This window comes from Microvirga pudoricolor (assembly GCF_016892705.1).
In the GTDB taxonomy this organism is placed as follows: Bacteria; Pseudomonadota; Alphaproteobacteria; order Rhizobiales; family Beijerinckiaceae; genus Microvirga; species Microvirga pudoricolor.
This window is the reverse complement of sequence record NZ_JAFEMB010000002.1, coordinates 390,921-411,178: the sequence shown is the minus strand read 5'-3', so window position 1 is coordinate 411,178 and position 20,258 is coordinate 390,921. Positions and strand designations below refer to the sequence as shown.

Below are 20,258 nucleotides of genomic sequence, written 5' to 3'. Positions count from 1 at the left end.
CGGTCCGCCTGACCGCGCGGCTCCGAGGATAACGGCATGCGTAGAGCGTTCCTGGTCTTGCTCGTTCTCGTTCTCCTCGGAGCGGCGGGCTTCTGGGCGCTCACGTCCCCCGGCACATACGATCTCGTTCGCGGCCAGAACTTGGCTCTGACCGCGAACCGGGCGCCCGATCTCGCTAATGGCCGCGAGCTCTTTTATGCGGGCGGCTGCACGTCCTGCCACGCGGTGCCTGGCCAGGACGACAAAACCCGGCTCGGTGGTGGATACGCGCTGAAGTCGCCTTTCGGCACCTTTCACGTGCCCAACATCTCGCCCAACAAGAGCGACGGCATCGGCGCCTGGACGCCGGCGCAGTTCGTCCGCGCCATGCGCGAGGGCGTGACGCCGGATGGCCAGCACCTTTATCCGGCCTTTCCCTACACGTCCTACCAGCGCATGAAGCCGGACGACGTCGCCGACATGTTCGCCTTCATCATGACCCTGCCGGCCGTCGAGGGGCGGGCAAAGCCGCACGAGCTTCCCTTCCCCTACAACATCCGCCGGGGCGTCGGCCTGTGGAAGCTTGCCTTCCTCAACGGCAAGGTCTTCGAGTCCGATCCCGCGAAGTCCGCCAGCCTCAATCGGGGCGACTACCTGACGAACGGTCCGGGCCATTGCGCCGAGTGCCACAGCCCGCGCAACCTCGCCGGCGCGATCGTGGCCGACCGGAGGTTCTCGGGCGGGCCGGATCCGGAGGGGCGCGGCACCGTGCCCAACATCACGCCCGACGCGTCCGGGATCGGCGGCTGGACCGTCGACGACCTGACCAACCTGCTCAAGACCGGCGAGACGCCGAATTACGACACGGTCGGCGGTCCCATGGGCGACGTGGTGCGGAACACGGCACAGCTCACGGATGAGGATCGCGCCGCCATGGCCGAGTACCTGCTCTCCCTGCCGAAGCGCCCGGCCTACAAGGCGCCATAGGACCGTCACGGTCGCCGAATGGAACGCCGGGCCACGCGCCCGCCAGCCGTTTTCGCCTGTTCAAGAGGCCCGCCTCTGGTAGAACGGGATATGAAATTTCATATCGCTCCGGAGCCGAGATGTCAGGGAATGGGGGCCACGTGCGCCAGGCTTTGTTCGAGCACGGTCTCGACCTGGAAGGGCAGTTCGAGGGAAGTTTCGCCTGGGAGCGCCCGGTCAGGATCTACCCCGGCACCAATCTCTACCGGTGCGAGTTCGGCGCCTATTCCTATGCGGCGCCGCATGCCGAAATCCATCGCACGTCTATCGGCCGCTATTGCTGCATCGGCCCCCACGCCCAGCTCCAGGGCAGCGCCCATCCCATAGGATGGCTCTCCACGAACCCGTTCCCGTACCAGAACCCGTTCAAGAACCTGATGGATTACCGGCCGCCGCTGGCTTTCGAGGGCTATGCTCGCGACACGGTCATCGGCCACGATGTCTGGATCGGTGCGGGCGCCCGCCTTCTGCCGGGCGTGAAGGTGGGCAACGGTGCCGTGATCGGCGCCGGCGCGGTGGTGCCGAAGGACGTTCCGGATTATGCGATCGTGGTGGGCAACCCCGCGCGGATCGTGCGCTATCGGTTCGCTGACGCCCTGGTCGAGCGGCTCGGGCAGGCCCGCTGGTGGGAGTTCGACTGGCCCGGCCTTTTGTCGGACGATGTCCAACTGCCTCTCGACCGTCCGGACGCCATGCTCGATCTCATCGAATGCCGGGGCGATACCCTGCCGCGCATCGATCCGACGCGCCGGCTGCTGCTTCGCGACGAGGAGGGCCTGAAAGTGCGCAAGCTGGTCCCGTCGCCCGCCTTGGAGCGCAGCGTGCCGAGGCCATGACGCCTCAACCGGGCTCAATCCATCACGGCGGCCTTGAGGATGCAGACCATCGTGGCCCGGCCGGGCACGGCGCCGACGCAGCGGACGATATGCCGGCGGTCGCAGCGGTAGCGCAGGGTTTCGCCGGCTTTCGCCCGCTGGACGGAATCGCCGATCTCGACCTCGAACTCGCCGTCGATGACGGAGAGGCACTCCACCGAGCCGCGCTGGTGGCCGTCGGAATCGAGCTCTCCGCCGGGATCCGACTGGACGTCGTACCATTGCAGCCATTCGATCGTCTTGATCCAGCCCACGATGGCGAGGCGCATCTTGCCATCCTCGGACACGAGGATCGGCGTGTCGGCGCGCGACGACCGCTCGATGAAAGGCTCCTCGTCGCTGGTGGCCAGGACCCGCTCGATGGAAACGTCGAGGGCTTGGCTCAGGCGCCAGATGGTCGCGAGCGTCGGATTGGTTTCGTTGCGCTCGATCTGGCTGATGATCGACTTGGCGACGCCGGACTGCTCCGCGAGTTCGGACAGGGAGAGGTTGTAGGCCTTGCGCAGCCGCTGGATTGTCTTGCCCATGTGGCCCGACAGCACCTGGGCGCCGGATTCCAGCTCGCGGTGACGCTCCTTACCCTCGACGCCCATGACCCATCACCCGTTCCGTAAAACCGAACATTCGTTTGTTCCTCGGAACGGTTTTGGGTCAAGACGGCCGTAGGGTCAAGAAGCCCGGCGGGGCGCCTGGGCAAGAATCCCAGGCGAGAATCCCAGGCGAGAATCCGGCCTGGCTCTAGCCGCTGGAGCGCTGTTGGGCCGATGCGGCCATCTCCTTGACCCGGATCAGGCCGAGCTGGCGTTCGCGCCAGACGACGAAGAGGCCGGCGGCCGCGACGATGATGGCGCCTGCCACCACGGTCCAGCCCGGCAGGTCGCCGAACAGGAACCAGCCGAACAGGATGGCCCAGATCATCGTGGTGTACTCGAAGGGCGCGATGATGGAGGCATCCGCGTGCCGGTAGCTCTGCGTCATCAGGATCTGGCCGATGCCGCCCAGGATCCCAGTGGCCAGGAAGAGAAGGAAATCGTCCAGAGGAGGCATTTTCCAGCCCAGCACGATGGTGAGGAGGCCGAAGAAGGCGGACATGACCGAGAAGTAGAACACGATGGCGCCGGTCTTCTCCGTCTGCGTCAGGCGGCGGACCTGGATCGCCGCGCCGGCGCTCGTGAACGCCGCCATAAGGGCAAGGCCCGCCCCGATGGAGGACGCCGCCATGAGGTCGCCCGACAGGGCGGACTGGCCAAGATAGGGCGAGAGCATGATCATCACGCCGACGAACCCGACGGCGACGGCGGTCCAGCGATAGGCCCGCACCTTTTCCTTCAGGAAGACGGCGGCCAGGATGACGACCATGAGCGGCGCCGCGTAGCCGATGGCGATCGTGTCGTGCAGCGGCAGGTAATAGAGGGCCGAGAAGCTCAAGGCCATTCCCACCGTGCCGATGAAGCCGCGCACGAAGTGGCCCGTCACGTTGTTGGTCCGGATCGCATGGATGAGGGAGCCCTGCCAGCTGAGCCAGGCCAGGAGCGGGATCAGGGCGAAAAACGACCGGAAGAAGACGATTTGGCCTGTGGGATAGCGGTCGCTCACGATCTTCAGCCCAGCCGACATGAGGGTGAAGGCGAAGGCCGAGAGGACTTTCAGCGATATGCCAAGGAGAGGGTTCACGACGGGCCGCGCTGACGGGCGGACACAGTCCTGACGGAACGACCTCCACCCTGGTAGGATTCTTGTGGGGCATGGACCGGACCGGCCGGGCCTGCCTGACGTCCTCGCACCCAAGCACGGCCGCGCGATTCAGAGAAGGCCGGCCTTCGGATGCCGCCCCTGTGCCCGGCGCATGGGCTGGAGCGGCCTCACATCAGGTAGGGTACGCTCGGCTCGGTATCTCGGAGCATTTCGCTTTTCAGGCGGGCGATCTCGGCTGCGCGCACGTCGCCCGGGATCCTGTCGAGGGAGGCCAGCAGGGCCGTGATCTTCTCCTCCATCCCCCGGAGCACGTGGAGGACGTCGTCGATGGGCCGCAGGGTGGCGGTTCCGGGGCCCGGAAGCCCGTCCTCATGCGGCAGGTCGAGCGCCTCGCGCCTCTCCTGGATCTGGCTCGCCGCCCGGCGGATCCCGGCGGCGGCCTCGCGCAGAACCCGTCGGCTCTGATCGGCCGAGCTATCCGCCGGGGAAGAGGGCGCCTGCGCGGCGCGTTCCTTCATCAGACGGTTGAGGTGGTCGAGCGCCTTGAGGATCACGGTGCTGTCGGCATTGCGGTTGCGGCGGGCGAACTCCCTCAGGAACCACCGGCCCCGCTCGGTCTCCATCACGGCGGCCTCGATGGCGTCGTAATCGGCCGTGTTGAGAGAGAACTGTGCCTTGTCGTCCGGCATGATATCAACGCCTGTCCCGTTGGGATCCTGATTCCCGATCCCTTCACTGTCTGGAAAGCCCGCGACGCCTCAAGCCCTGAACATTGTTCATTAACCGATGTTTCCAGGGCTGGCTCCGTCCGAGAGGTATCTTGCCGCCATGTCCATGCCGAAGGCACTCGGTGCCCGCCTGGGGTCTCTTCACGCGGCCGCTTTCCTGACCCATGGGTTCTATTTGCCATTCTTCCCGCTCTGGCTCCAGAGCAAGACCCTGACACCCGCCGCCATCGGGGTCATCATGGCCATCCCCATCGTGGTGCGCGTGCTCGTGACGGCTCCCATGCTGAGCCTGACGGACCGGGGCGTCAGCGCCCGCAGTTTGCTGGTGGGGTTCTATCTGGCGCAGGTGATCGGCTACGGGCTCCTGGCGCTCACGACGGACGGGATACTCATCGGGCTCCTGGTCGCGGCGATCTCGGTCGGCCAATCCGTGGTGATTCCTGCCAACGATCTCGTCACCACCCTGGAGATCCAGAAGCACCGCCACCTCGATTACGGGCGCATCCGGGCGTTCGGGTCCGTCGCGTTCCTGGCGGCCAGCATCGTGGCGGGCTATCTCATCGGTCTGTTCGGCATCGAGGTCGTGGTGTGGTCCCTGGCCCTGATTCCGATCCTCGGCATCCTGGCGACGATCGCGGCGATTCCGAAGAACGACGTCATCCGGGCGCCGGACGCCGCTTCGCGGGGCGGACCGCCGAAAGTTCGGCTCTCCGTGGCCCTGTGGATCATGATGGCGGGGGCGGCGCTGACCCAGGGGAGCCACGGCGCGCTCAATGCCTTCGGGAGCATCTACTGGCAGTCGGCTGGGTTCTCGGACACCGTGATCGGCACGTTCTGGGCCGTGGGAGTCGTGGCGGAGATCGGCGTCTTTTTTTGGCTAGGGCGCTTCGTCGGCCGGGGCTCCGGCGGCCTGCTGCTCATCCTCCTGGGCTCGGCCACCGCCGTCCTCCGGTTCACGATCATGGCCTCCCAGCCGGGTCTGGCCACCACGTTCGTGCTGCAGGCCTTGCACGGGCTGTCGTTCGGCGCCTCGCACCTGGGCGCCATCGCGGCGCTCACCGCCATGGCGCCGCTGCAGGCGAGGGGGCGGGCCCAGGGCCTCTACGGCTCGATCTCGGCTCTCATCATGGTGGCGTCAACGGTGATGAGCGGCGCGATCTACCGGGCGGCGGGCTCCATGGTGTTTGCCGCCATGGTCCCCCTGGGCGTCGCCGGCCTTGTCCTGACGCTCGTCGCGCTTCGGATGGAGAGGGCTCAGCCCCAAAGCGGCGGTTCGGGCGGATAGACCACGCTTCCTTCATAGGCCAGACCGGGCTCCCGATCGCGGGCGAGGAGAAGCGGCCCGTCCAGATCGACGAAGCGGGCCCGCGGCGCCAGCACCAAGGCAGGCGCCATGGCCAGCGACGTTCCCACCATGCAGCCGATCATGAGCGCGAGCCCCCTCGCTTCTGCGGCCTCGGCCAGGGCCAACGCCTCGGTGAGGCCACCGGTCTTGTCGAGCTTGATATTGACGGCGTCGTAGAGGCCCACGAGCCGGTCCAGGCTCGGCCGGTCGTGAACGCTCTCGTCGGCGCAGATCGGCACCGGGCGCGCGATTCGGCTCAGGGCGCCGTCGTCCTTGGCCGGGAGCGGCTGTTCCACGAGGGAAAAGCCGGCCTCCGCGCAGGCCGCGAAATGCTCCGCCAGATTGGCCTCCGTCCAACCCTCGTTGGCGTCGGCGATGAGGGTCGAGGCGGGGGCCGCCCCGCGAACGGCCCGGATCCGCGCCACGTCCCCGCCCGGCGCGCCGAGCTTGATCTTCAGGATCGGCCTGTCCGCCGCCCTGGCGGTCGCCTGCGCCATGGCGTCCGGGCTGTCGAGGCTGATCGTGTAGGCGGTCGTGGCGGGGGGCAGGCGCGCCACGCCAGCTGTCACGTGGGCCCGAATACCGGAGCGCTTCGCGTCGAGGTCCCACAGGGCGCAGTCCAAGGCGTTGCGGGCGGCCCCGGCCGGCATGGCCTCCTGCAGACCCTCCCGGGACAGCCCAGCCTCGACTTGAGACGCCATGGCCTCGATGGCGGCCACGACACCCTCCACGGTCTCCCCGTAACGGGCATAGGGAACGCATTCGCCGCGCCCGATCGCCCCATCCTCATGGATCGTGGCCGTCACGACCACGGCCTCCGTCCGCGATCCCCGCGCGATCGTGAACTTGCCCGCGATCGGAAAGCTTTCGGCGGCAACGGCGAGACGACGTGTCATTTGACGGGATTCCTATGAAACTTCGGCTCGACTTATGCCGTCAGGCCACGGTATTACCAAGCGGAATCAATCCGATGAGGAACATCTCGACCGTGGCCCAGGGCACCCTGACACAAGAGCCGGAAGCCAGGATCGAGCGGTCCGGGGACGAGGTGTCGGCCCTGTTGTCCGGTCACTGGACGGCGGAGCATTCGGGCAAGATCGAAACCCTCGCCAAGGAACTCACGGAAGAGGGCGGGGAGCATCGCCTCATCATCGACCTGTCGGGCGTCAAGCGCCTCGACACCCTGGGCGCCTGGGTGCTCGACCGAACCAGGCACGAGGTCGGGTCGCGGAACATGGCGGCTGACTTCGTCAATGCGAGCCCGGAGCAGCAGATCCTCCTCAATGAGGTCGCCTATCGGGGTTTTCAGGAGCAGAAGCCCAAGAAGCAGTCCCGGTTCGTCGATTTTCTCGTGGATGTGGGCCGGACCGTCAGCGATGCCTGGAAGGACCTGGTGAGCGGGACGGCCTTCCTGGGCGAGCTGCTGATGGCTCTTCTGCGGGTGATCCTCAACCCGCGCCGGTTCCGGTTTCCGGCGGTGGTGCACCAGCTCGAGCAGGTGGCCTACCGGGGCGTTCCCATCATCGTGCTGATCTCGTTCCTGGTCGGCTGCATCGTGTCCCAGCAGGGCATCTTCCAGCTCGTGCGCTTCGGCGCCACGCCCTTCGTGGTGGATCTCATCGGCATCCTGATCCTGCGCGAGCTGGCGGTGCTGCTCACCTCCATCATGGTGGCCGGCCGGTCGGGCTCGGCCTTCACGGCCGAGATCGGCTCCATGAAGATGCGCGAGGAGATCGACGCGCTGCGGGTCATGGGCCTCGACCCCATGGAAGTGCTCATCGTTCCGCGCATCCTGGCCCTTCTCATCGGCCTTCCGCTCCTCACCTTCATCTCGTCCATCGCGGCTTTGGCCGGCGGCGCGCTGACGGGCCTCGTCTATGGCGGGATCAGCCTCGACGTGTTCCTCTCCCGCCTGCAGGCGGCGGTGAGCCTCAACACCTTCCTGGTGGGGCTCATCAAGGCCCCCTTCATGGCCCTCGTGATCGGCATCATCGCGACCCTGGAGGGTTTGGCCGTGGAGGGCTCGGCGGAGTCGCTCGGCCGCCGCGTGACGTCCTCGGTGGTGAAGTCGATCTTCATGGTCATCGTGCTGGACGGCCTGTTTGCCATGTTCTTCGCCGCGATTAAGTACTGAGCGCCATGGCCGATCCCCGACATCCCGTTTCCAAGCGCGACCGCGAAGCCATCATCCGGGTCCGGGACCTGGAGGTCGGCTTCGGCGACCGCACGATCATGAAGGGCCTCGACCTGGACGTTTACCGGGGCGAGATCCTGGGCTTCGTGGGGGCCTCGGGGCAGGGCAAGTCGGTGCTTACCCGAGCCATCCTGGGCCTCGTCCCGAAACGCGCGGGCACCATCGAGGTGTTGGGCGAGAACCTCGACGAGCTCTCTGCGTCCGGCCGCCGGGAGATCGAGCGCCACTGGGGCGTGCTGTTCCAGCAGGGCGCCCTGTTCTCGGCGCTGACCGTCAAGCAGAACGTCCAGGTTCCCATGCGAGAGTACCTGTCGTTGTCCGAGCGGCTCCTGGACGAGCTCGCCATGCTCAAGATCGAGATGGTCGGCCTTCAGCCCGACGCGGCCGACAAGCTGCCCTCGGAGCTCTCCGGCGGCATGATCAAGCGCGCGTCGCTCGCCCGGGCCCTGGCGCTCGATCCCGACATCGTGTTCCTGGACGAGCCGACCTCGGGCCTCGATCCCATCGGGGCGGGCGAGTTCGACGACCTGATTGCGACGTTGCAGCGTACTTTGGGCCTCACCGTATTCATGGTAACCCATGATCTGGACAGCCTTTACACGGTCTGCGACCGAATCGCGGCCCTGGGTAAGGGCAAGATCCTGGCCGAGGGGCCGATCGAGACCATGCTCGCATCGGACGATCCCTGGCTGAAATCCTATTTTCACGGAAAGCGGGCGCGCGCCGTGCAGGCGAGCGAGGCTTAAGGTTTGCGATGGAAACACGTGCCAACTACGCGCTGATCGGTGTCTTCACCCTGGCCGTCATCGCCGCGGCCTTCGGTTTCGTCTACTGGTTCAGCGGCGGCGACCGGGGCCAGGAAAAGCAGACCATCCGGGTGGTGTTCTCCGGCTCGGTCTCGGGCATCTCCAAGGGTTCGCTGGTGCTCTTCAACGGCCTGAACGTGGGTGCCGTCACGGACATCAACCTGCTGCCGGACGACCCGCGCCGGGTCTACGCCATCATCCAGGTCGAGAAATCGACGCCGATCCGGTCCGACACCCGCGCCCGGCTCGAATCCCAGGGCCTCACGGGCGTGGCCCAGATCGCGCTCACCGGCGGCGAGCCGAACGCTCCGCCGCTCGTGGCGGGGCCGGGCCAGCCCATGCCCACCATCTTCGCCGACCGCTCGGACTTCCAGGACCTGCTGGAATCCGCCCGCAACATCGCCCGCCGGGCCGACAGCGTGCTCGAACTCGTCGGCCGGGTCGTGCAGGAGAACGAAGGAACGATCACCCGCACCGTGCAGAACGTGGAGCGGTTCTCCCAGGCGCTCAGCGACAATTCCGAGGGCATCGACCGCTTCCTCGATCAGGTGGGCCAAGCCGCCGAGCGCCTCGGCCCCCTGGCCGAGAAGCTTGAAACCCTGGCCACCAACGTGGACGACCTGATCCTGGCCGTGGACAAGAACCGGGTCACCCGCATCGTCGAGAACGTGGAGAACTTCACCCAGGCCCTGGGCGAGAACCGAGACGCCATCAACAGCACCCTGAAGGACGCCGCCTCCCTGGTGCGCAGCCTCAACGAGGCCGGGCCGAAGCTGAATGCCGCAATCACCGACTTCGGCAACATCACCCGCGCCGTCGACGCCACGAAGGTGGGCCGGGCGGTGGACAATATCGACCTGTTCACCCAGACCCTGGGCAACCGGAGCGGGGACGTGGACAAGATCATCGTGGAGGCCCGGTCCCTCAGCGAGAAGCTGAACGCGTCCGCCGACAAGATCGACGCGGTGCTCCAGGGCGCTCAGAACTTCCTCGGCTCGGCCTCGGGCCAGGAGGGGCAGAGCACCTTCGAGGAGATCCGCGCGGCCGCCAAGTCCATCCGGGACCTCGCCGACAACCTGAACACCCGCTCGGCGGGCGTATTGCAGGGCTTCGACCGGTTCTCCAATTCGGGCCTGCGCGAATACGAGGCCCTGGCCGTGGAGGGGCGCCGCACGCTGGGCGACATCAGCCGCGCGGTGCGCAGCATCGAGCGTAATCCACAGCAGTTTATCTTCGGTGGCCAGTCTTCCCTTCCGCAATATAATGGCCGCCGGTAAGCGTTGAACTCATGCGTTGGTGTCCTGTGTCTCAAGTCAAAATCGGTGAACGAGCCAGCGTGATCTTCCGTCTCGCGCCGGTTCTGCTTCTGGCTTCCCTTGCGGGAGCCTGTTCAAGCTCGACCCCCACCACCTACGACCTGTCCGCGCCGACCGCGCAGATCCGGGGCGCGGCCGGCCGCCAGATTCTCGTGGCGACGCCTGCGGCGCTCCAGGCCCTGTCGGCTCAGCAGATCGTCGTGAAGGACGTCTCGGGCACGGTGACGTCGCTTGGCGACGGCCAATGGGCCGACAGCCTCCCGAGCCTGATTCAGACCCGCCTCATCAACACCTTCGAGAACGCCTCCCAGATCCGCAACGTGTCGCGCCCCAGCAGCGGCGCGGTGGCGGATGCCCAGATCATCTCGGAACTGCGCAGCTTCGAGCTGAGGACCCCGAACGGGGAGGCCTATGTGGAAATGTCGGTGAAGATCGTCAGCGACATCGACGGCAAGATCATCGCCGGGCGCATTTTCCGAGCCTCGGTGCCGGTGACGGCCATCAATGCCCAGGTCGGCAGCCGCGCCCTCGATCAGGCCCTGTCCGTCGTGATGCTCGACATCGTGCGCTGGGTCAGCCGCTCCCCGATCCCCAGCCGAGACGCCGCCGGGCCTGTCGCGAATCCAGCCTGAAGCCTGCCGATCCGTCTGCGGCCGTTGCAGGCCTGTCTGCGGACAGGTCGTGCAAGCGCCTGCCTGAAGACTGGGAATATATCCACTGATTGATCTAAAGTCGTATTTCGGCAATGCTGGGTTTGCGTCTATGCCAGCACTATTGCCCCTGTTTGGCACATTCATGTGCGAAAACGCACATCGCCGCGAGAAAGACGGTTTATGTCTGAACCATCAACAAGAGGCGGCCACGCCCTCAGTGACAGACAGACCCATGCCCCGTTTCGAATTCTCTCCGCTGAACATCCAAGACCCGCTTCCCGAGACCGAGAAGTCCATCATCCGCACCGAGCAGACCGTCAGGGACCTGAAGAAGCTGATCGAGCAGACCTACAAGCTGCTGCGCACGGATCCTCAGAACCGCTGCCCGAAGAGCGAGGCGCCGCGCGGGACGCCCTGAGGTCGCGCGGGCGGGGTCAGCCTAACGGTGCCTGAGGTCGCGCTCCCGCCGAATTCCTGGCGAGGGCGGCTCGCCTCAGCCACCTCAGCCGACGAAAATGCTCTTGCGGGCTGGGCTGAGGATCGGGAGCGAGAGAGCGCCGAGCAGGAGCCGGTGCAGGTCCTCCTGGCCGTATTCCTCGACGCGCTTGGCCTCCTCGATCGTTTCGCAGAGGGAGTGCAGCGCCTTCACGTTGAGGGTTTGGGCCGGATCGGAGGTCAACTCCTTCACGTCTCTCACGAAATCGTCCATCCAAGCATCGTAGGCCATCACCACCTCCCTGCATTGAGGAGATGCAAGCTTAGCCGAGATTTATGACGCCCTGTATTGATCCTCCCGGATTAAGACTTCCGGCCGCCCGCATCTTTACTCGCCCGGTTCCTGAGTTGGCTCACTTCAACAAAGCAGAACGCGACCCGGAGGCCGCGTTTCACTTGCTTGATACCAGTGCGGCAGTCGGATCAATCGAACCGGCCGCTCGCATGGGCCAGCATGGTGTAGACCTTGCCGGTTTCCGAGGTCAGGTACGTGTTGGCGAGCGCCGAGCCCTTGTCGTCGCGGGAGACCTCCGCGATCAGGCGCTCGAACTCCTCCACGTAACGGTCCACGGTCTGCTTGAACTCCTGATCGCTGCGGTATTTGCGGCGGATCTCGTCGAAGGTCTGCTGGCCCTGGATCGTGTAGAGGCGGCGGGTGAACACATTGCTCTCCCCGCGCTTGTAGCGATCCCACAGCTCCACGGCCGCCTCATGATCGATCATGCGGGCGATGTCGACCGAGATCGAATCCAAGGATTCCAGGCTGTTGATGCGGGAGCGGTCATGGCGCGGCCCGTTCTTGGCGACGCCCGGCTGCTCCTCGCGTGAGGCCCGGTTCAGGAGGTCCGAGAGCCAGCCGCTGCGGGCGGCCGTCTCGCGGGCCGCCGGCGGAGCAGGGCGCTCGGGGGCGGGGCGAGGAGCCGGCGCCGCGACCGGCATCTGCGGCTCGGCGAAGCGCGCCGTCACCGGGGCAGGGGACGCAGGCGCGGAGGATACCGGCGCGGAGGACGCCAGGGGTTGCGGCAGGACATGCGATCCCATCGCCTGCGGCGCTACGGGCGCGGATGCCATGGCTTGAGGGGGTCGGACCGCAGCGCTCGGGACCGGTGCCGCCTCGGGACGGCGGGCCTCCGCGACGGCGACCGTAGCCGCGGGCGCTTCGTTGACCCGGCGCGGCTGGGCCGCCGGCGCGGCATCCAGGGCGCGGTTGGAGCGGGACACGAGAGCCGACAGCTCGTTCAGAGCCCTGATCTGGTCTGCCACGACCCGGCGCATATTCGCCGTGGTCTCCTGGGTCTCCTGGGGCAGCTCCACGACACCGCGGCGCAGTTCCGCCCGTGTGGCGTCCAGCTCGCGCTGGATCTGGGCCGTCATGCCGCGCAGCTCGCCCATGGTATCCCGGAACTTGGTCGTGGCCCCGGTGAGGGCCTCCGTCATGTCGGCGGCAGCCTGCTCGTAGGCCCCGCGCAGGGCGGCGGCGGTGCGCTCGCTCTCGGCGCCCGTGGTGGCCCGAATACGCTCGAACTGCTCGCCGATGGCGGCGGTGGTGGTCTCCGCAGAGCCGGCGAGGACGGAACCGATCTGGCGCGCCTTCGTCTCGGCGTTCTGCAGCGATCCCTCGATGAGGGCCGTGAAGGTGCGGGTGACGGCTTCCAGCTCCTCCGACCGCTCGCCAATGCGGCTGAGCAGGGTGTCGAGGGCGCTCTGGCGACCGCCGAGGGCGGCGTTGACCCTCTGCTCGACCCGCTCCAGGGCGTCCGCCGCCTCGGTGAGGGTGACGAGCTGGGTGCGGGTGTTCTCGGCCAGCGCGCGGCTGCGCTCGTCGAGGCTCGAGGCCAGGTCGCTCGCCTGCTGGACGGCGCCCTGAGACACCTGCCGCAGGGCATCGACCTGTTCGGCGACCTGCTCGGAGGCGCGGCCGGTCTGGGCCTCGATCTGCGCCAGGAGGCCTTCGATCTGGCCCACGCGGCCGGATAGCCCGTCCTCGATGGCGCCGAGGTTGCCCGTGGCGCTGGACGCGATCTGCTGCAGGATGCGGTTGGCCTCGTGCAGGCGATCGAGCACGCCCGACAGCTCCCCGCGCAGGCGGTCGTTCGTGCCCACCAGCGTGGAAACGGCGCGGGTCGTGCCTTCGTCGATGGCGACGCGCAGGGCCTCCGTCGACTGGGTGTAGACCGAGGTCAGCTCCGCCGTGCGGTCCTGGAGGGCGGAGAGCATGCCCTCGCTGCGGTCCTCCAAGAGATTGACGACCGTGTTGCTGCGCTCCTGGAGCGTATCGATGAGGGCGCTCGAGCGCTGCTCGAGGTTGCGCAGCGCCGTATCGCTGACGGCGGCCACCTCACGGCTGATCGCGTCGCCGCGCTCGCCGAGCGTGGTGACGAGGGAGGTGCCCTGCGTATCGAACAGGCGGCCGATCTCCTCGATCTTGTTGCCGAGCGAGCCGGACACGAGGGTGCCCTTCTCGTCGAGATCCGCCGTGATGGTCTCCAGGCGGTTGACCACCCGGTCCTCGAAGGCGGACACGCGCCGGTCGAGGGTCGCGGCGATCTCCTCGGCGCGGGTGCCCAGGGTTTCGTTGATCTCGGCGGCGCGGCTGCCGAGCACAAGGTTGATCTGGTCGGCCCGATTGCCCAGGACCGTGTTGATCTCCTCGGAGCGGGCCGTGAGGATCTGGTTGATCTGGTCGGCCCGGCCGCCCAGAGCGAGGTTGATCTCATCCGCGCGGGTGCCGAGCACCTCGCCGATGTGATCCGCCTTCGCCGTCAGGGCTTCCGCGATGCTGCCGCTCTTGGCGGAGATCGCCTGGCTGAGTTCGTCCACGCGGGCCTGCAGGGCGCCGGCGACCTCGCGGCCGCCCTCGGCCATGACGCGGGCCATTTCGCCGGTGCGCACCACCAAGGCTTCGTTGATCGCCGTCGAGCGGGCTCCGAGGGTCTGGTCGACGCGCTCGACCAGGGTGTCGAAATTCGTGGTGATCTCCGTGCTGCGCCGGGTGGCGTGCTCCTCGAAGGCCGTGAGCTGGGCCTCGATGGCGCCGGTGGCCTCGCGGGTGCGCTCGGCCAGGGTGTCGGCGATGGTGCGGCCCTGGACCGTGATGAGGCGGTCCATCTCCTCGAAACGGCCCGAGATGGTCTGCGTGAGGCCGCCCACGTCCTGCGAGATCCGCTCGGCGATCTCGCCGCCCCGGGTCATCACCTCCTCGAAGGCGGTCAGGCGGGTGCCGAGGGTCTCCTCGATCTCGCGGCTGCGCAGGCCCACGGTCTCGTTGAGCCCTTCCGCCGTGCGGTTCAGCGCATCGTTAACCCGCGCGCCTTGGGTGGCGATGGCCAGGACGATGTCCTTGCCGGTGGTCGCGAGGCGGGTGTGCGCCTCGCCCGCCTGCACCGCCAGCGAGTCCGCGAATTCGCGGCCCCGGGTCTCGAACACGGTCTGGAATTCCTCCACGCGGCTGCCCACCAGCGCGGTGATGCGCTCTCCCACCTGGGAGAGGGTGCCCTCCAGGGCCTGGCCCTGCACCGTGACGGTCTCGCTCACGCGCAGGCTCGCGGTCTCCAGGCGGCTCGCCAGGTCCTCGACCCGGCTGCCGATGGATTCGTCGGCCAGGCGGACAGCGTTCTGAAGCTGTTCGCGCACTTCCCCGCCGCGCAGGTCGATTTCCCGGGCCACGTCGGCGCTCGTGGCGGCCAACCGCTCGCGAACCTCGCCGCCGCGCACCACGATCTCGTCCACCACTTCCTTGCTGGTGGAGAGGAGCTGGACCTGAAGGCCGGTGGTGCGTGTGGCGAGCTCGTCCAGCACGGCGCGGGTGCTGGTGGAAAACTCGGACCGAAGGGCATCGCCGCTGGTGGCGATCTGCTCGATGATCGAGGCGCCCGTGGTGGCCAGCTCGTGCCGGACCTCGTTGTTGGTGGCGGCGAATTGCTCGCGCAGGGCCGTCCCGCGCCCGACGATCTCGTCGAGCATCTCCGTGTTGGCGGTCACGAGCTGCTCGCGCAGCAGGGTGCCGCGGCTCGTCAGCTCTTCGCCCACGGTGAGGCCGGCGGACGCGATCTGGTCGCGCATCGCCTCGGCCCGGGTGGTGATGTCCTCGGCGATGACGCCGCCCGTCGCCGCGAGTTTCTCGGTGATCTCGGTGCCACGGGCCGCGAAGCTGTCCTCGAGGGTGCGGGCGGTCTGCTCGAACGCCTCGCGCACGTCGCTGCCCTGCTGGGCCAGCGCATCGATCACGCCGCGCCCGGTCTCGGCCAGGGTGCGGGTGACCTGGCTGGCACCGTCCTGGAGGTGGCGGGTGAGAAGGTCGCCCGTGCGCTCGAAGGCGCCGCTGATGTCCTGCGCCTTGCCCTCCAGCGCGGCCGTGATGGTGGTGCCTACATCGGCGATGCCGGTCTTGATGTCCTCGCTCGCGCCGGACAGGCGGTCGACGAGCTCGACACCGCGGGAGGCCATGTCGTCCACGACGCGCTCGCCGGCCCGGCCGAGGGCCTGGGTGATCTGCTCGCCGCGCTGTTCCAGGGAGCCGGAGACGCGCTCGCCCGCGCCCTGAACGGCCGCGACCACGCGCTCGGAGGCGGCGTCGAGGTCCTGCGTCAGGTTCTGGTGCGCGCCCGTGATGGCGCCGCGCACGCGCTCCGCGTTCGTGACGATGGACTCGCGCTGCGTGACCAACTCGTCGATGAGCGAGCGGATGCGGATTTCGTTGTCGGTATAGGCGCGCTCGAGGGTCGAGATCTCGCTGCGCACGAGGGTTTCGAGTTCGCCCGCGCGGGCCAGCGCCCGCTCCACGCCATCGCCCACGGCGGCGATCTCGCGACGAACGGCCTGCGACACGGACAGGACCGCGTCGGTGGAGAAGCTCTCCGGCTGCGCCAGGCGGACGGCGACCTCGCCCACGGCCCGGGCCACGAGCTTCATCTCCTGCGAGCGCACGGCCATGATGGCGGCCACGAAGAAGAACACCACGGGCACCATCACCACGAAGGCCCCGATGGCGAGCTGCGTGTAGGAGAAGGCCGCCAGGAGGGCGTCGGGCGTCGTGACGCCACGGGTGTAGAGAACGAAGGCGGCGGCGGCGATCCAGGCGAGCGAGGCGAGGGTGGCGTATCCATAGGCGCGGCGGGAGGGACGGACCTGCAGCGCCTGAAGCATCACGCCGACATTGCGGCGGTCGTCGTTGGCCACGGCGTCCCGGTCGGGCGCCAGGTAGGAGGGGCGGGCCGGCTCGGGCTCGTCCGCCTTGTAGGCGTCGCCGTCGAAGCGAAGGTGACCTTCGTCGAGGTCGCGGAAAGACCGGTTCGTGAAGTCGTGGTCTTCCACGTCGGGGAGGCGGGGCTCCTCGGGGCGCTCGGGAGATGACGTCTCGACGGGAGAGCCTTGCGTGTCGTCCAGGTTCAACGCCTGTTCGACGGCTGACAGGGCCGCCTCCGCCGGGTCTTTCATCTTCTTGTTCTCGATCGCCATGATCCGCCCTCGCTGACGCAACACATGCGGCCTAACGGTCGAAAGGCTCGTCCAGCGGACGGGTGGGCCTTAATAAGGCGCGCCGAGCAAACTGAAACGGAGCTTTCCGGTCGGAAAACCTGCCACTTAGCAAATAACTCTAGTGCCTGGGGCAGGGCCTGCAAACCCGAACCCCCCTGGCATCTGGAAACGTCGTTAACGGGTTAGTAACTACCTAACGTAAGAGACATTAACCATAGTCCAGGGGTCACGGCTAGCCGTTGCGGGGCAAGGATTTCGACGGCTTCGGATATTCCTCGCGGCAGGAGCCGGGCGCACAAAACTCTCCACAGGACTCTATGCCCAGGCCGCCGGCGCCTCCCAAATCTGGGACCTTCCCATAGGGCAGGGGTGCGCCCTCGCACGTCCCGCGAAACGCCCAAGGGGGTCGGCCGGGCCAGTGTGAAGTGCCTAACAGGGCTCCTGCGAGCCGAGGCCTAACCTGCCCGGGAGCTGTTACGGCAGCTTTGTTGCGAGAGGGCCAATCCGATGAAGTGTCCATTCACTCGGCCTGCGAAGGACCGCTCCCCCACCCCTGTCCCTGCCTGCAGCGTCAGGGATCACGTGAAGGCCGTTTTGGCCAGCCTTCCGAAGACGACCGGGCGCGATGCGGCCCGAGCAACGGGAGTGTAGTGATGGCGAATTTCTATGGTACCGATATCGACGACTATGCCTCCGGCACGTTCGACGACTATTACGGCGGCGGCGGCCATGATTTCCTGATGGGCAATGCCGCCGGCAATGCCCTCTACGGCGGCGAGGGCAATGACGTCCTCTCCGGGTCCTATTATACGTCCTATACGGGCGACGGAACGGTCAACGCGCCCTGGACCATCCCGACCGGCAATCCCTCTGGATCCGACTATCTGGAAGGCGGAGCGGGGATCGACCTCCTCTTGGGCTATGACGGGGACGACATCCTCTACGGAGGGGCCGGCAATGACTCCGGCGTGATGCTCGGCTGGACCGGGGATTACTGGTACGCCGGCCTCTACGGCGGATCGGGGAACGACTATCTCGACGGCGGCGCGGGCAACGACCTGCTCGAGGGCGGCGCGGACAACGATACCCTGGTCGGCGGCGACGGCAGCGACACCCTGCGAGGCGATTCCGGCGCGGACCGCATGGAAGGCGGGAACGGCAGCGACGTCTACTATGTCGACAATGCCGGCGACACCGTCCTGGAAAGCCCGTCGAGCGGCTACGATTACGTCTACACGACGGTCAGCTACGCCCTGGAGGCCCAGTCCGAGGTCGAGTACCTCGCCGCCTTCGGTGCAGGGGTCCTGTCGCTGACCGGAAGCTCCTCCGACAACACCATCGTAGGCAACGCGGCCAACAACGCCATCGACGGCGGCATGGGCGCCGACACCATGCTGGGCGGCGCCGGGGACGATACCTACCGCGTCGACAATCCCGGCGACACCATCTACGAGCTGGCCAACGAGGGCACCGACACGGTTCTGGCGTCCGCCGACCACACGCTCGGGCTGGAACTCGAGAACCTCTTCTCGACGGGCGGCTTCGCGCTCACGGGCAACGCCTTCGCCAACCTCATCGTGGGCCACGGGGGCGCCAACAAGCTCAATGGCGGCCTCGGCAACGACACCCTGACGGGCGGTGCCGGCAAGGACGTGTTCGTGTTCGACACCAAGCCGGACGACACGGCCAACTACGACCGCATCACTGATTTCAACGTGCGGGACGACACGATCCACCTGGAGAACGCCGTCTTCAAATACCTCGGGAAGGCCGGCGCCCTGAAGGCTTCCGCCTTCTGGAAGGGCGCGGAGGCGCACGACAGCTCGGATCGGGTCATCTACGACGCCAAGAAGGGAATCGTCTTCTACGACCCGGACGGGTCCGGCTCCCGGGATCAGGTCGAGATCGCCAGAATCGGCAAGAACCTCAAGATCACCGAGAAGGATTTCTTCGTGATCTGACGGCTTGGGCCAGAAAAAGAGGCCCGCACCATTCCATTCTTCGGAACCCCGGCTCCCCAGCCGGGGTTTGTTGCAAGCTCGGCCTTGCAGAAATGCCATGAACGGCACAGCTTCCCTGATACTAATCCTAAATAGTTAGCGTGAATCACCCTTTTGGCGGTCTATCGCGCCAGAGAAACTTGGCTAAACCGAACCAACATATGTTAACGGTACGTAAACCACAGGTTTCGGAGGCAACAGTGAGTATCGGCAATCGCGATGCGACCCCTCAATCAGGGCAGAAGACGAAGGTCGATCTCCAGATCAGGAACCTTCTTCTTCGGGCCGGGCTCGAGAGCATTCTTTCGGGCGGCGGGTTCGAGGTGGTGGCGTCCGGCGATCCGGGCACGGCTCGGGCGGACCTGATCATCGTCGAGGCCGCCGGCCAATTGCTCGCGACCCTGGACCAGATCGCTGCCGCGAAAGCCGCCTGCCCGGAGGCTCGCATCGCGCTCCTGGCAGACACTTACGACGCCGGCCTGCTGATCGCGGCCCGCGAGGCAGGGGTCGACGGCCTGATCGCGATGATCATGAAGCCCGAGACCCTCATCAAGTCGCTCGAGATGCTGATGCTCGGCGAACTGGTCATCCCGTCCGATCTGGGCCGGGCGCTCCTGGCTCAGGCGCGTTCCCTGCCGCCGGCCTTCAGCCAGGCCCGGGAGCCCGTGACGTCGAACCTCGGGATGCGGATCCACAACTTGTCCCCCCGCGAGGCGGACGTCCTGCGCCATCTGAAGAACGGCGCCCCGAACAAGATCATCGCCCGGGAATGCGACCTGGCGGAAGCCACCGTGAAGGTGCACGTGAAGTCCATCCTGCGGAAGATCGGCGCCGCCAACCGGACCCAGGCGGCCCTCTGGGCCTCGGACCATTTCACGACGGGCGAGGAGGTCCGCGCCGGCGCCGAGCCGCCGGTGCGCGTGCAGTAGCGTCGCCTCTCAAGCGTTCGCATGATCTCGACCCCGGCGAAGAGCCGGGGTTTTCTTTTGCTGCCGTCTCCGCGTCCCTGAACGCTCAACTCATCGTAGGTTCATCTCCGGAACTGTATCAAGGCGAACGCTGTTGTTCGAGCACGACAGTCGCGTTCTCGAGGAGAGATGGGATGAGGTTGAGTCAGTGGATTTTGGGTGCCGTGACGGCCGGTCTCTGTTTCGGCGCCGCGCAGGCAGCCCCGATGCCGGTCGGCGTGGCCCCCGCGCCCGTCGTGGCCGGGATTGAGACGGTCCAGTACTATTACGGCCCGCCGCCGCGCCGCTATTACGGTCCCCCGCGCCATCGCTATCGCAACTATGGGCCGCCGCCGCGCTATTACGGCCGCCGTTACGGACCGCCGCGCGCCTATTACGGGCCCCCGCGGGGCTACCGTCAGGCCGCTCCAGTCCGTCGCGCCTATGGCCCGCCACGGGCTTATTCAAGGGATCAGGTGCGTGCCTGGAATCGGGCCCACGGCTTCTGAGCTAACCTCATGATCCATTGCTCGGCCCGCCCATGAGGCGGGCCGTTCTCATGAGAGGACGAGTTAGGCTCCGGGATTCTCGAGAGAACTCACGATGGCGGCCAGGGCTGACACGCCCGCCAGACTGAAGAGCAGAAGAAGCAACTCGTGCATCAGGCCCATCCTCCGTTGACCTACGTCATGCTAGATGAGACCGGTGCAAAAGGCTACCA

General features: G+C 67.0%; 17 protein-coding genes. 11 read left to right on the top strand and 6 right to left on the bottom strand.

Annotated features, from left to right (window positions below):
• Positions 1-36 precede the first annotated feature (36 nt).
• Together ILT42_RS10860 and ILT42_RS23200 are read left to right on the top strand one after the other, a co-directional pair.
• Complete coding sequence (locus tag ILT42_RS10860) at positions 37-966, top strand: cytochrome c (RefSeq protein ID WP_204215613.1); 930 nt, start codon at positions 37-39, stop codon at positions 964-966.
• 119 nt (positions 967-1,085) lie between these two features.
• Positions 1,086-1,841, top strand: coding sequence for a CatB-related O-acetyltransferase (locus ILT42_RS23200; protein WP_204215612.1), 756 nt, complete (start codon positions 1,086-1,088; stop codon positions 1,839-1,841).
• Positions 1,842-1,855: 14 nt separating this feature from the next.
• Here the strand turns inward: ILT42_RS23200 and ILT42_RS10850 are convergent, their stop codons facing one another.
• The 3 genes from ILT42_RS10850 to ILT42_RS10840 form a co-directional block, all read right to left on the bottom strand.
• The gene (locus ILT42_RS10850; protein WP_204215611.1) at positions 1,856-2,473 is read right to left on the bottom strand and encodes a helix-turn-helix domain-containing protein; all 618 of its coding nucleotides are present in this window, start codon (positions 2,471-2,473) and stop codon (positions 1,856-1,858) included.
• Positions 2,474-2,618: 145 nt separating this feature from the next.
• Positions 2,619-3,554, bottom strand: a complete 936-nt coding sequence (locus ILT42_RS10845; RefSeq protein WP_204215610.1) for a DMT family transporter — start codon at positions 3,552-3,554, stop codon at positions 2,619-2,621.
• A 188-nt stretch (positions 3,555-3,742) separates the two neighbouring features.
• The gene (locus ILT42_RS10840) at positions 3,743-4,264 is read right to left on the bottom strand and encodes a hypothetical protein (RefSeq protein ID WP_204215609.1); all 522 of its coding nucleotides are present in this window, start codon (positions 4,262-4,264) and stop codon (positions 3,743-3,745) included.
• 139 nt (positions 4,265-4,403) lie between these two features.
• Here ILT42_RS10840 and ILT42_RS10835 point away from each other — a divergent pair, with 139 nt between their 5' ends.
• On the top strand, positions 4,404-5,588 hold the full coding sequence (locus ILT42_RS10835) for an MFS transporter (protein WP_204215608.1): 1,185 nt from the start codon (positions 4,404-4,406) through the stop codon (positions 5,586-5,588).
• On the opposite strand, the gene dgcA is transcribed toward ILT42_RS10835, so the two are convergent.
• Positions 5,558-6,544, bottom strand: a complete 987-nt coding sequence (dgcA, locus tag ILT42_RS10830) for an N-acetyl-D-Glu racemase DgcA (protein ID WP_204215607.1) — start codon at positions 6,542-6,544, stop codon at positions 5,558-5,560. The genes ILT42_RS10835 and dgcA overlap by 31 nt on opposite strands.
• 74 nt (positions 6,545-6,618) lie before the next feature.
• On the opposite strand from dgcA, the gene ILT42_RS10825 reads away from it, so the two are divergent.
• From ILT42_RS10825 to ILT42_RS10805, 5 genes are all read left to right on the top strand, one after another.
• Entirely contained in the window at positions 6,619-7,782 is a 1,164-nt protein-coding gene (locus tag ILT42_RS10825) for an MlaE family ABC transporter permease (RefSeq protein ID WP_204215606.1), read from the top strand.
• A 5-nt stretch (positions 7,783-7,787) separates the two neighbouring features.
• Positions 7,788-8,588, top strand: a complete 801-nt coding sequence (locus ILT42_RS10820; protein ID WP_204215605.1) for an ABC transporter ATP-binding protein — start codon at positions 7,788-7,790, stop codon at positions 8,586-8,588.
• A gap of 8 nt (positions 8,589-8,596) precedes the next feature.
• Positions 8,597-9,925 carry an MlaD family protein gene (locus ILT42_RS10815; protein ID WP_204215604.1) on the top strand — a complete coding sequence of 443 codons (1,329 nt, stop codon included), beginning with the start codon at positions 8,597-8,599 and terminating at the stop codon, positions 9,923-9,925.
• 59 nt (positions 9,926-9,984) lie between these two features.
• Positions 9,985-10,596: an ABC-type transport auxiliary lipoprotein family protein gene (locus ILT42_RS10810; protein WP_204215603.1), complete on the top strand. Its 612-nt coding sequence runs from the start codon at positions 9,985-9,987 to the stop codon at positions 10,594-10,596.
• A 253-nt stretch (positions 10,597-10,849) separates the two neighbouring features.
• A complete protein-coding gene (locus ILT42_RS10805; protein ID WP_204215602.1) occupies positions 10,850-11,035 on the top strand; it encodes a hypothetical protein in 186 nt (61 codons plus the stop codon).
• An 84-nt stretch (positions 11,036-11,119) separates the two neighbouring features.
• On the opposite strand, the gene ILT42_RS10800 is transcribed toward ILT42_RS10805, so the two are convergent.
• The gene (locus tag ILT42_RS10800) at positions 11,120-11,344 is read right to left on the bottom strand and encodes a hypothetical protein (RefSeq protein ID WP_204215601.1); all 225 of its coding nucleotides are present in this window, start codon (positions 11,342-11,344) and stop codon (positions 11,120-11,122) included.
• A 191-nt stretch (positions 11,345-11,535) separates the two neighbouring features.
• Entirely contained in the window at positions 11,536-16,569 is a 5,034-nt protein-coding gene (locus tag ILT42_RS10795; RefSeq protein ID WP_204215600.1) for an apolipoprotein A-IV repeat region-like domain-containing protein, read from the bottom strand.
• A gap of 674 nt (positions 16,570-17,243) precedes the next feature.
• Here ILT42_RS10795 and ILT42_RS10790 point away from each other — a divergent pair.
• The 3 genes from ILT42_RS10790 (at position 17,244) to ILT42_RS10780 (ending at position 20,046) form a co-directional block, all read left to right on the top strand.
• Positions 17,244-18,551: a calcium-binding protein gene (locus ILT42_RS10790; protein ID WP_204215599.1), complete on the top strand. Its 1,308-nt coding sequence runs from the start codon at positions 17,244-17,246 to the stop codon at positions 18,549-18,551.
• Between the two features lie 239 nt (positions 18,552-18,790).
• Complete coding sequence (locus ILT42_RS23195; RefSeq protein WP_204215598.1) at positions 18,791-19,519, top strand: LuxR C-terminal-related transcriptional regulator; 729 nt, start codon at positions 18,791-18,793, stop codon at positions 19,517-19,519.
• 173 nt (positions 19,520-19,692) lie between these two features.
• Entirely contained in the window at positions 19,693-20,046 is a 354-nt protein-coding gene (locus ILT42_RS10780) for a hypothetical protein (protein ID WP_204215597.1), read from the top strand.
• The last annotated feature ends 212 nt before the right edge of the window (positions 20,047-20,258 follow it).

What these genes read in the sequence shown, in the direction of transcription:
- ILT42_RS10780 (WP_204215597.1), top strand. Translation starts at nt 19,693, where the DNA reads ATGAGGTTGAGTCAGTGGATTTTGGGTGCCGTGACGGCCGGTCTCTGT.
- ILT42_RS10850 (WP_204215611.1), bottom strand. Translation starts at nt 2,473, where the DNA reads ATGGGCGTCGAGGGTAAGGAGCGTCACCGCGAGCTGGAATCCGGCGCC.
- ILT42_RS10825 (WP_204215606.1), top strand. Translation starts at nt 6,619, where the DNA reads ATGAGGAACATCTCGACCGTGGCCCAGGGCACCCTGACACAAGAGCCG.
- ILT42_RS10795 (WP_204215600.1), bottom strand. Translation starts at nt 16,569, where the DNA reads ATGGCGATCGAGAACAAGAAGATGAAAGACCCGGCGGAGGCGGCCCTG.
- ILT42_RS10815 (WP_204215604.1), top strand. Translation starts at nt 8,597, where the DNA reads ATGGAAACACGTGCCAACTACGCGCTGATCGGTGTCTTCACCCTGGCC.
- dgcA (WP_204215607.1), bottom strand. Translation starts at nt 6,544, where the DNA reads ATGACACGTCGTCTCGCCGTTGCCGCCGAAAGCTTTCCGATCGCGGGC.
- ILT42_RS10835 (WP_204215608.1), top strand. Translation starts at nt 4,404, where the DNA reads ATGTCCATGCCGAAGGCACTCGGTGCCCGCCTGGGGTCTCTTCACGCG.
- ILT42_RS10840 (WP_204215609.1), bottom strand. Translation starts at nt 4,264, where the DNA reads ATGCCGGACGACAAGGCACAGTTCTCTCTCAACACGGCCGATTACGAC.
- ILT42_RS10805 (WP_204215602.1), top strand. Translation starts at nt 10,850, where the DNA reads ATGCCCCGTTTCGAATTCTCTCCGCTGAACATCCAAGACCCGCTTCCC.
- ILT42_RS10790 (WP_204215599.1), top strand. Translation starts at nt 17,244, where the DNA reads ATGGCGAATTTCTATGGTACCGATATCGACGACTATGCCTCCGGCACG.
- ILT42_RS23200 (WP_204215612.1), top strand. Translation starts at nt 1,086, where the DNA reads ATGTCAGGGAATGGGGGCCACGTGCGCCAGGCTTTGTTCGAGCACGGT.
- ILT42_RS10820 (WP_204215605.1), top strand. Translation starts at nt 7,788, where the DNA reads ATGGCCGATCCCCGACATCCCGTTTCCAAGCGCGACCGCGAAGCCATC.
- ILT42_RS10860 (WP_204215613.1), top strand. Translation starts at nt 37, where the DNA reads ATGCGTAGAGCGTTCCTGGTCTTGCTCGTTCTCGTTCTCCTCGGAGCG.
- ILT42_RS10800 (WP_204215601.1), bottom strand. Translation starts at nt 11,344, where the DNA reads ATGGCCTACGATGCTTGGATGGACGATTTCGTGAGAGACGTGAAGGAG.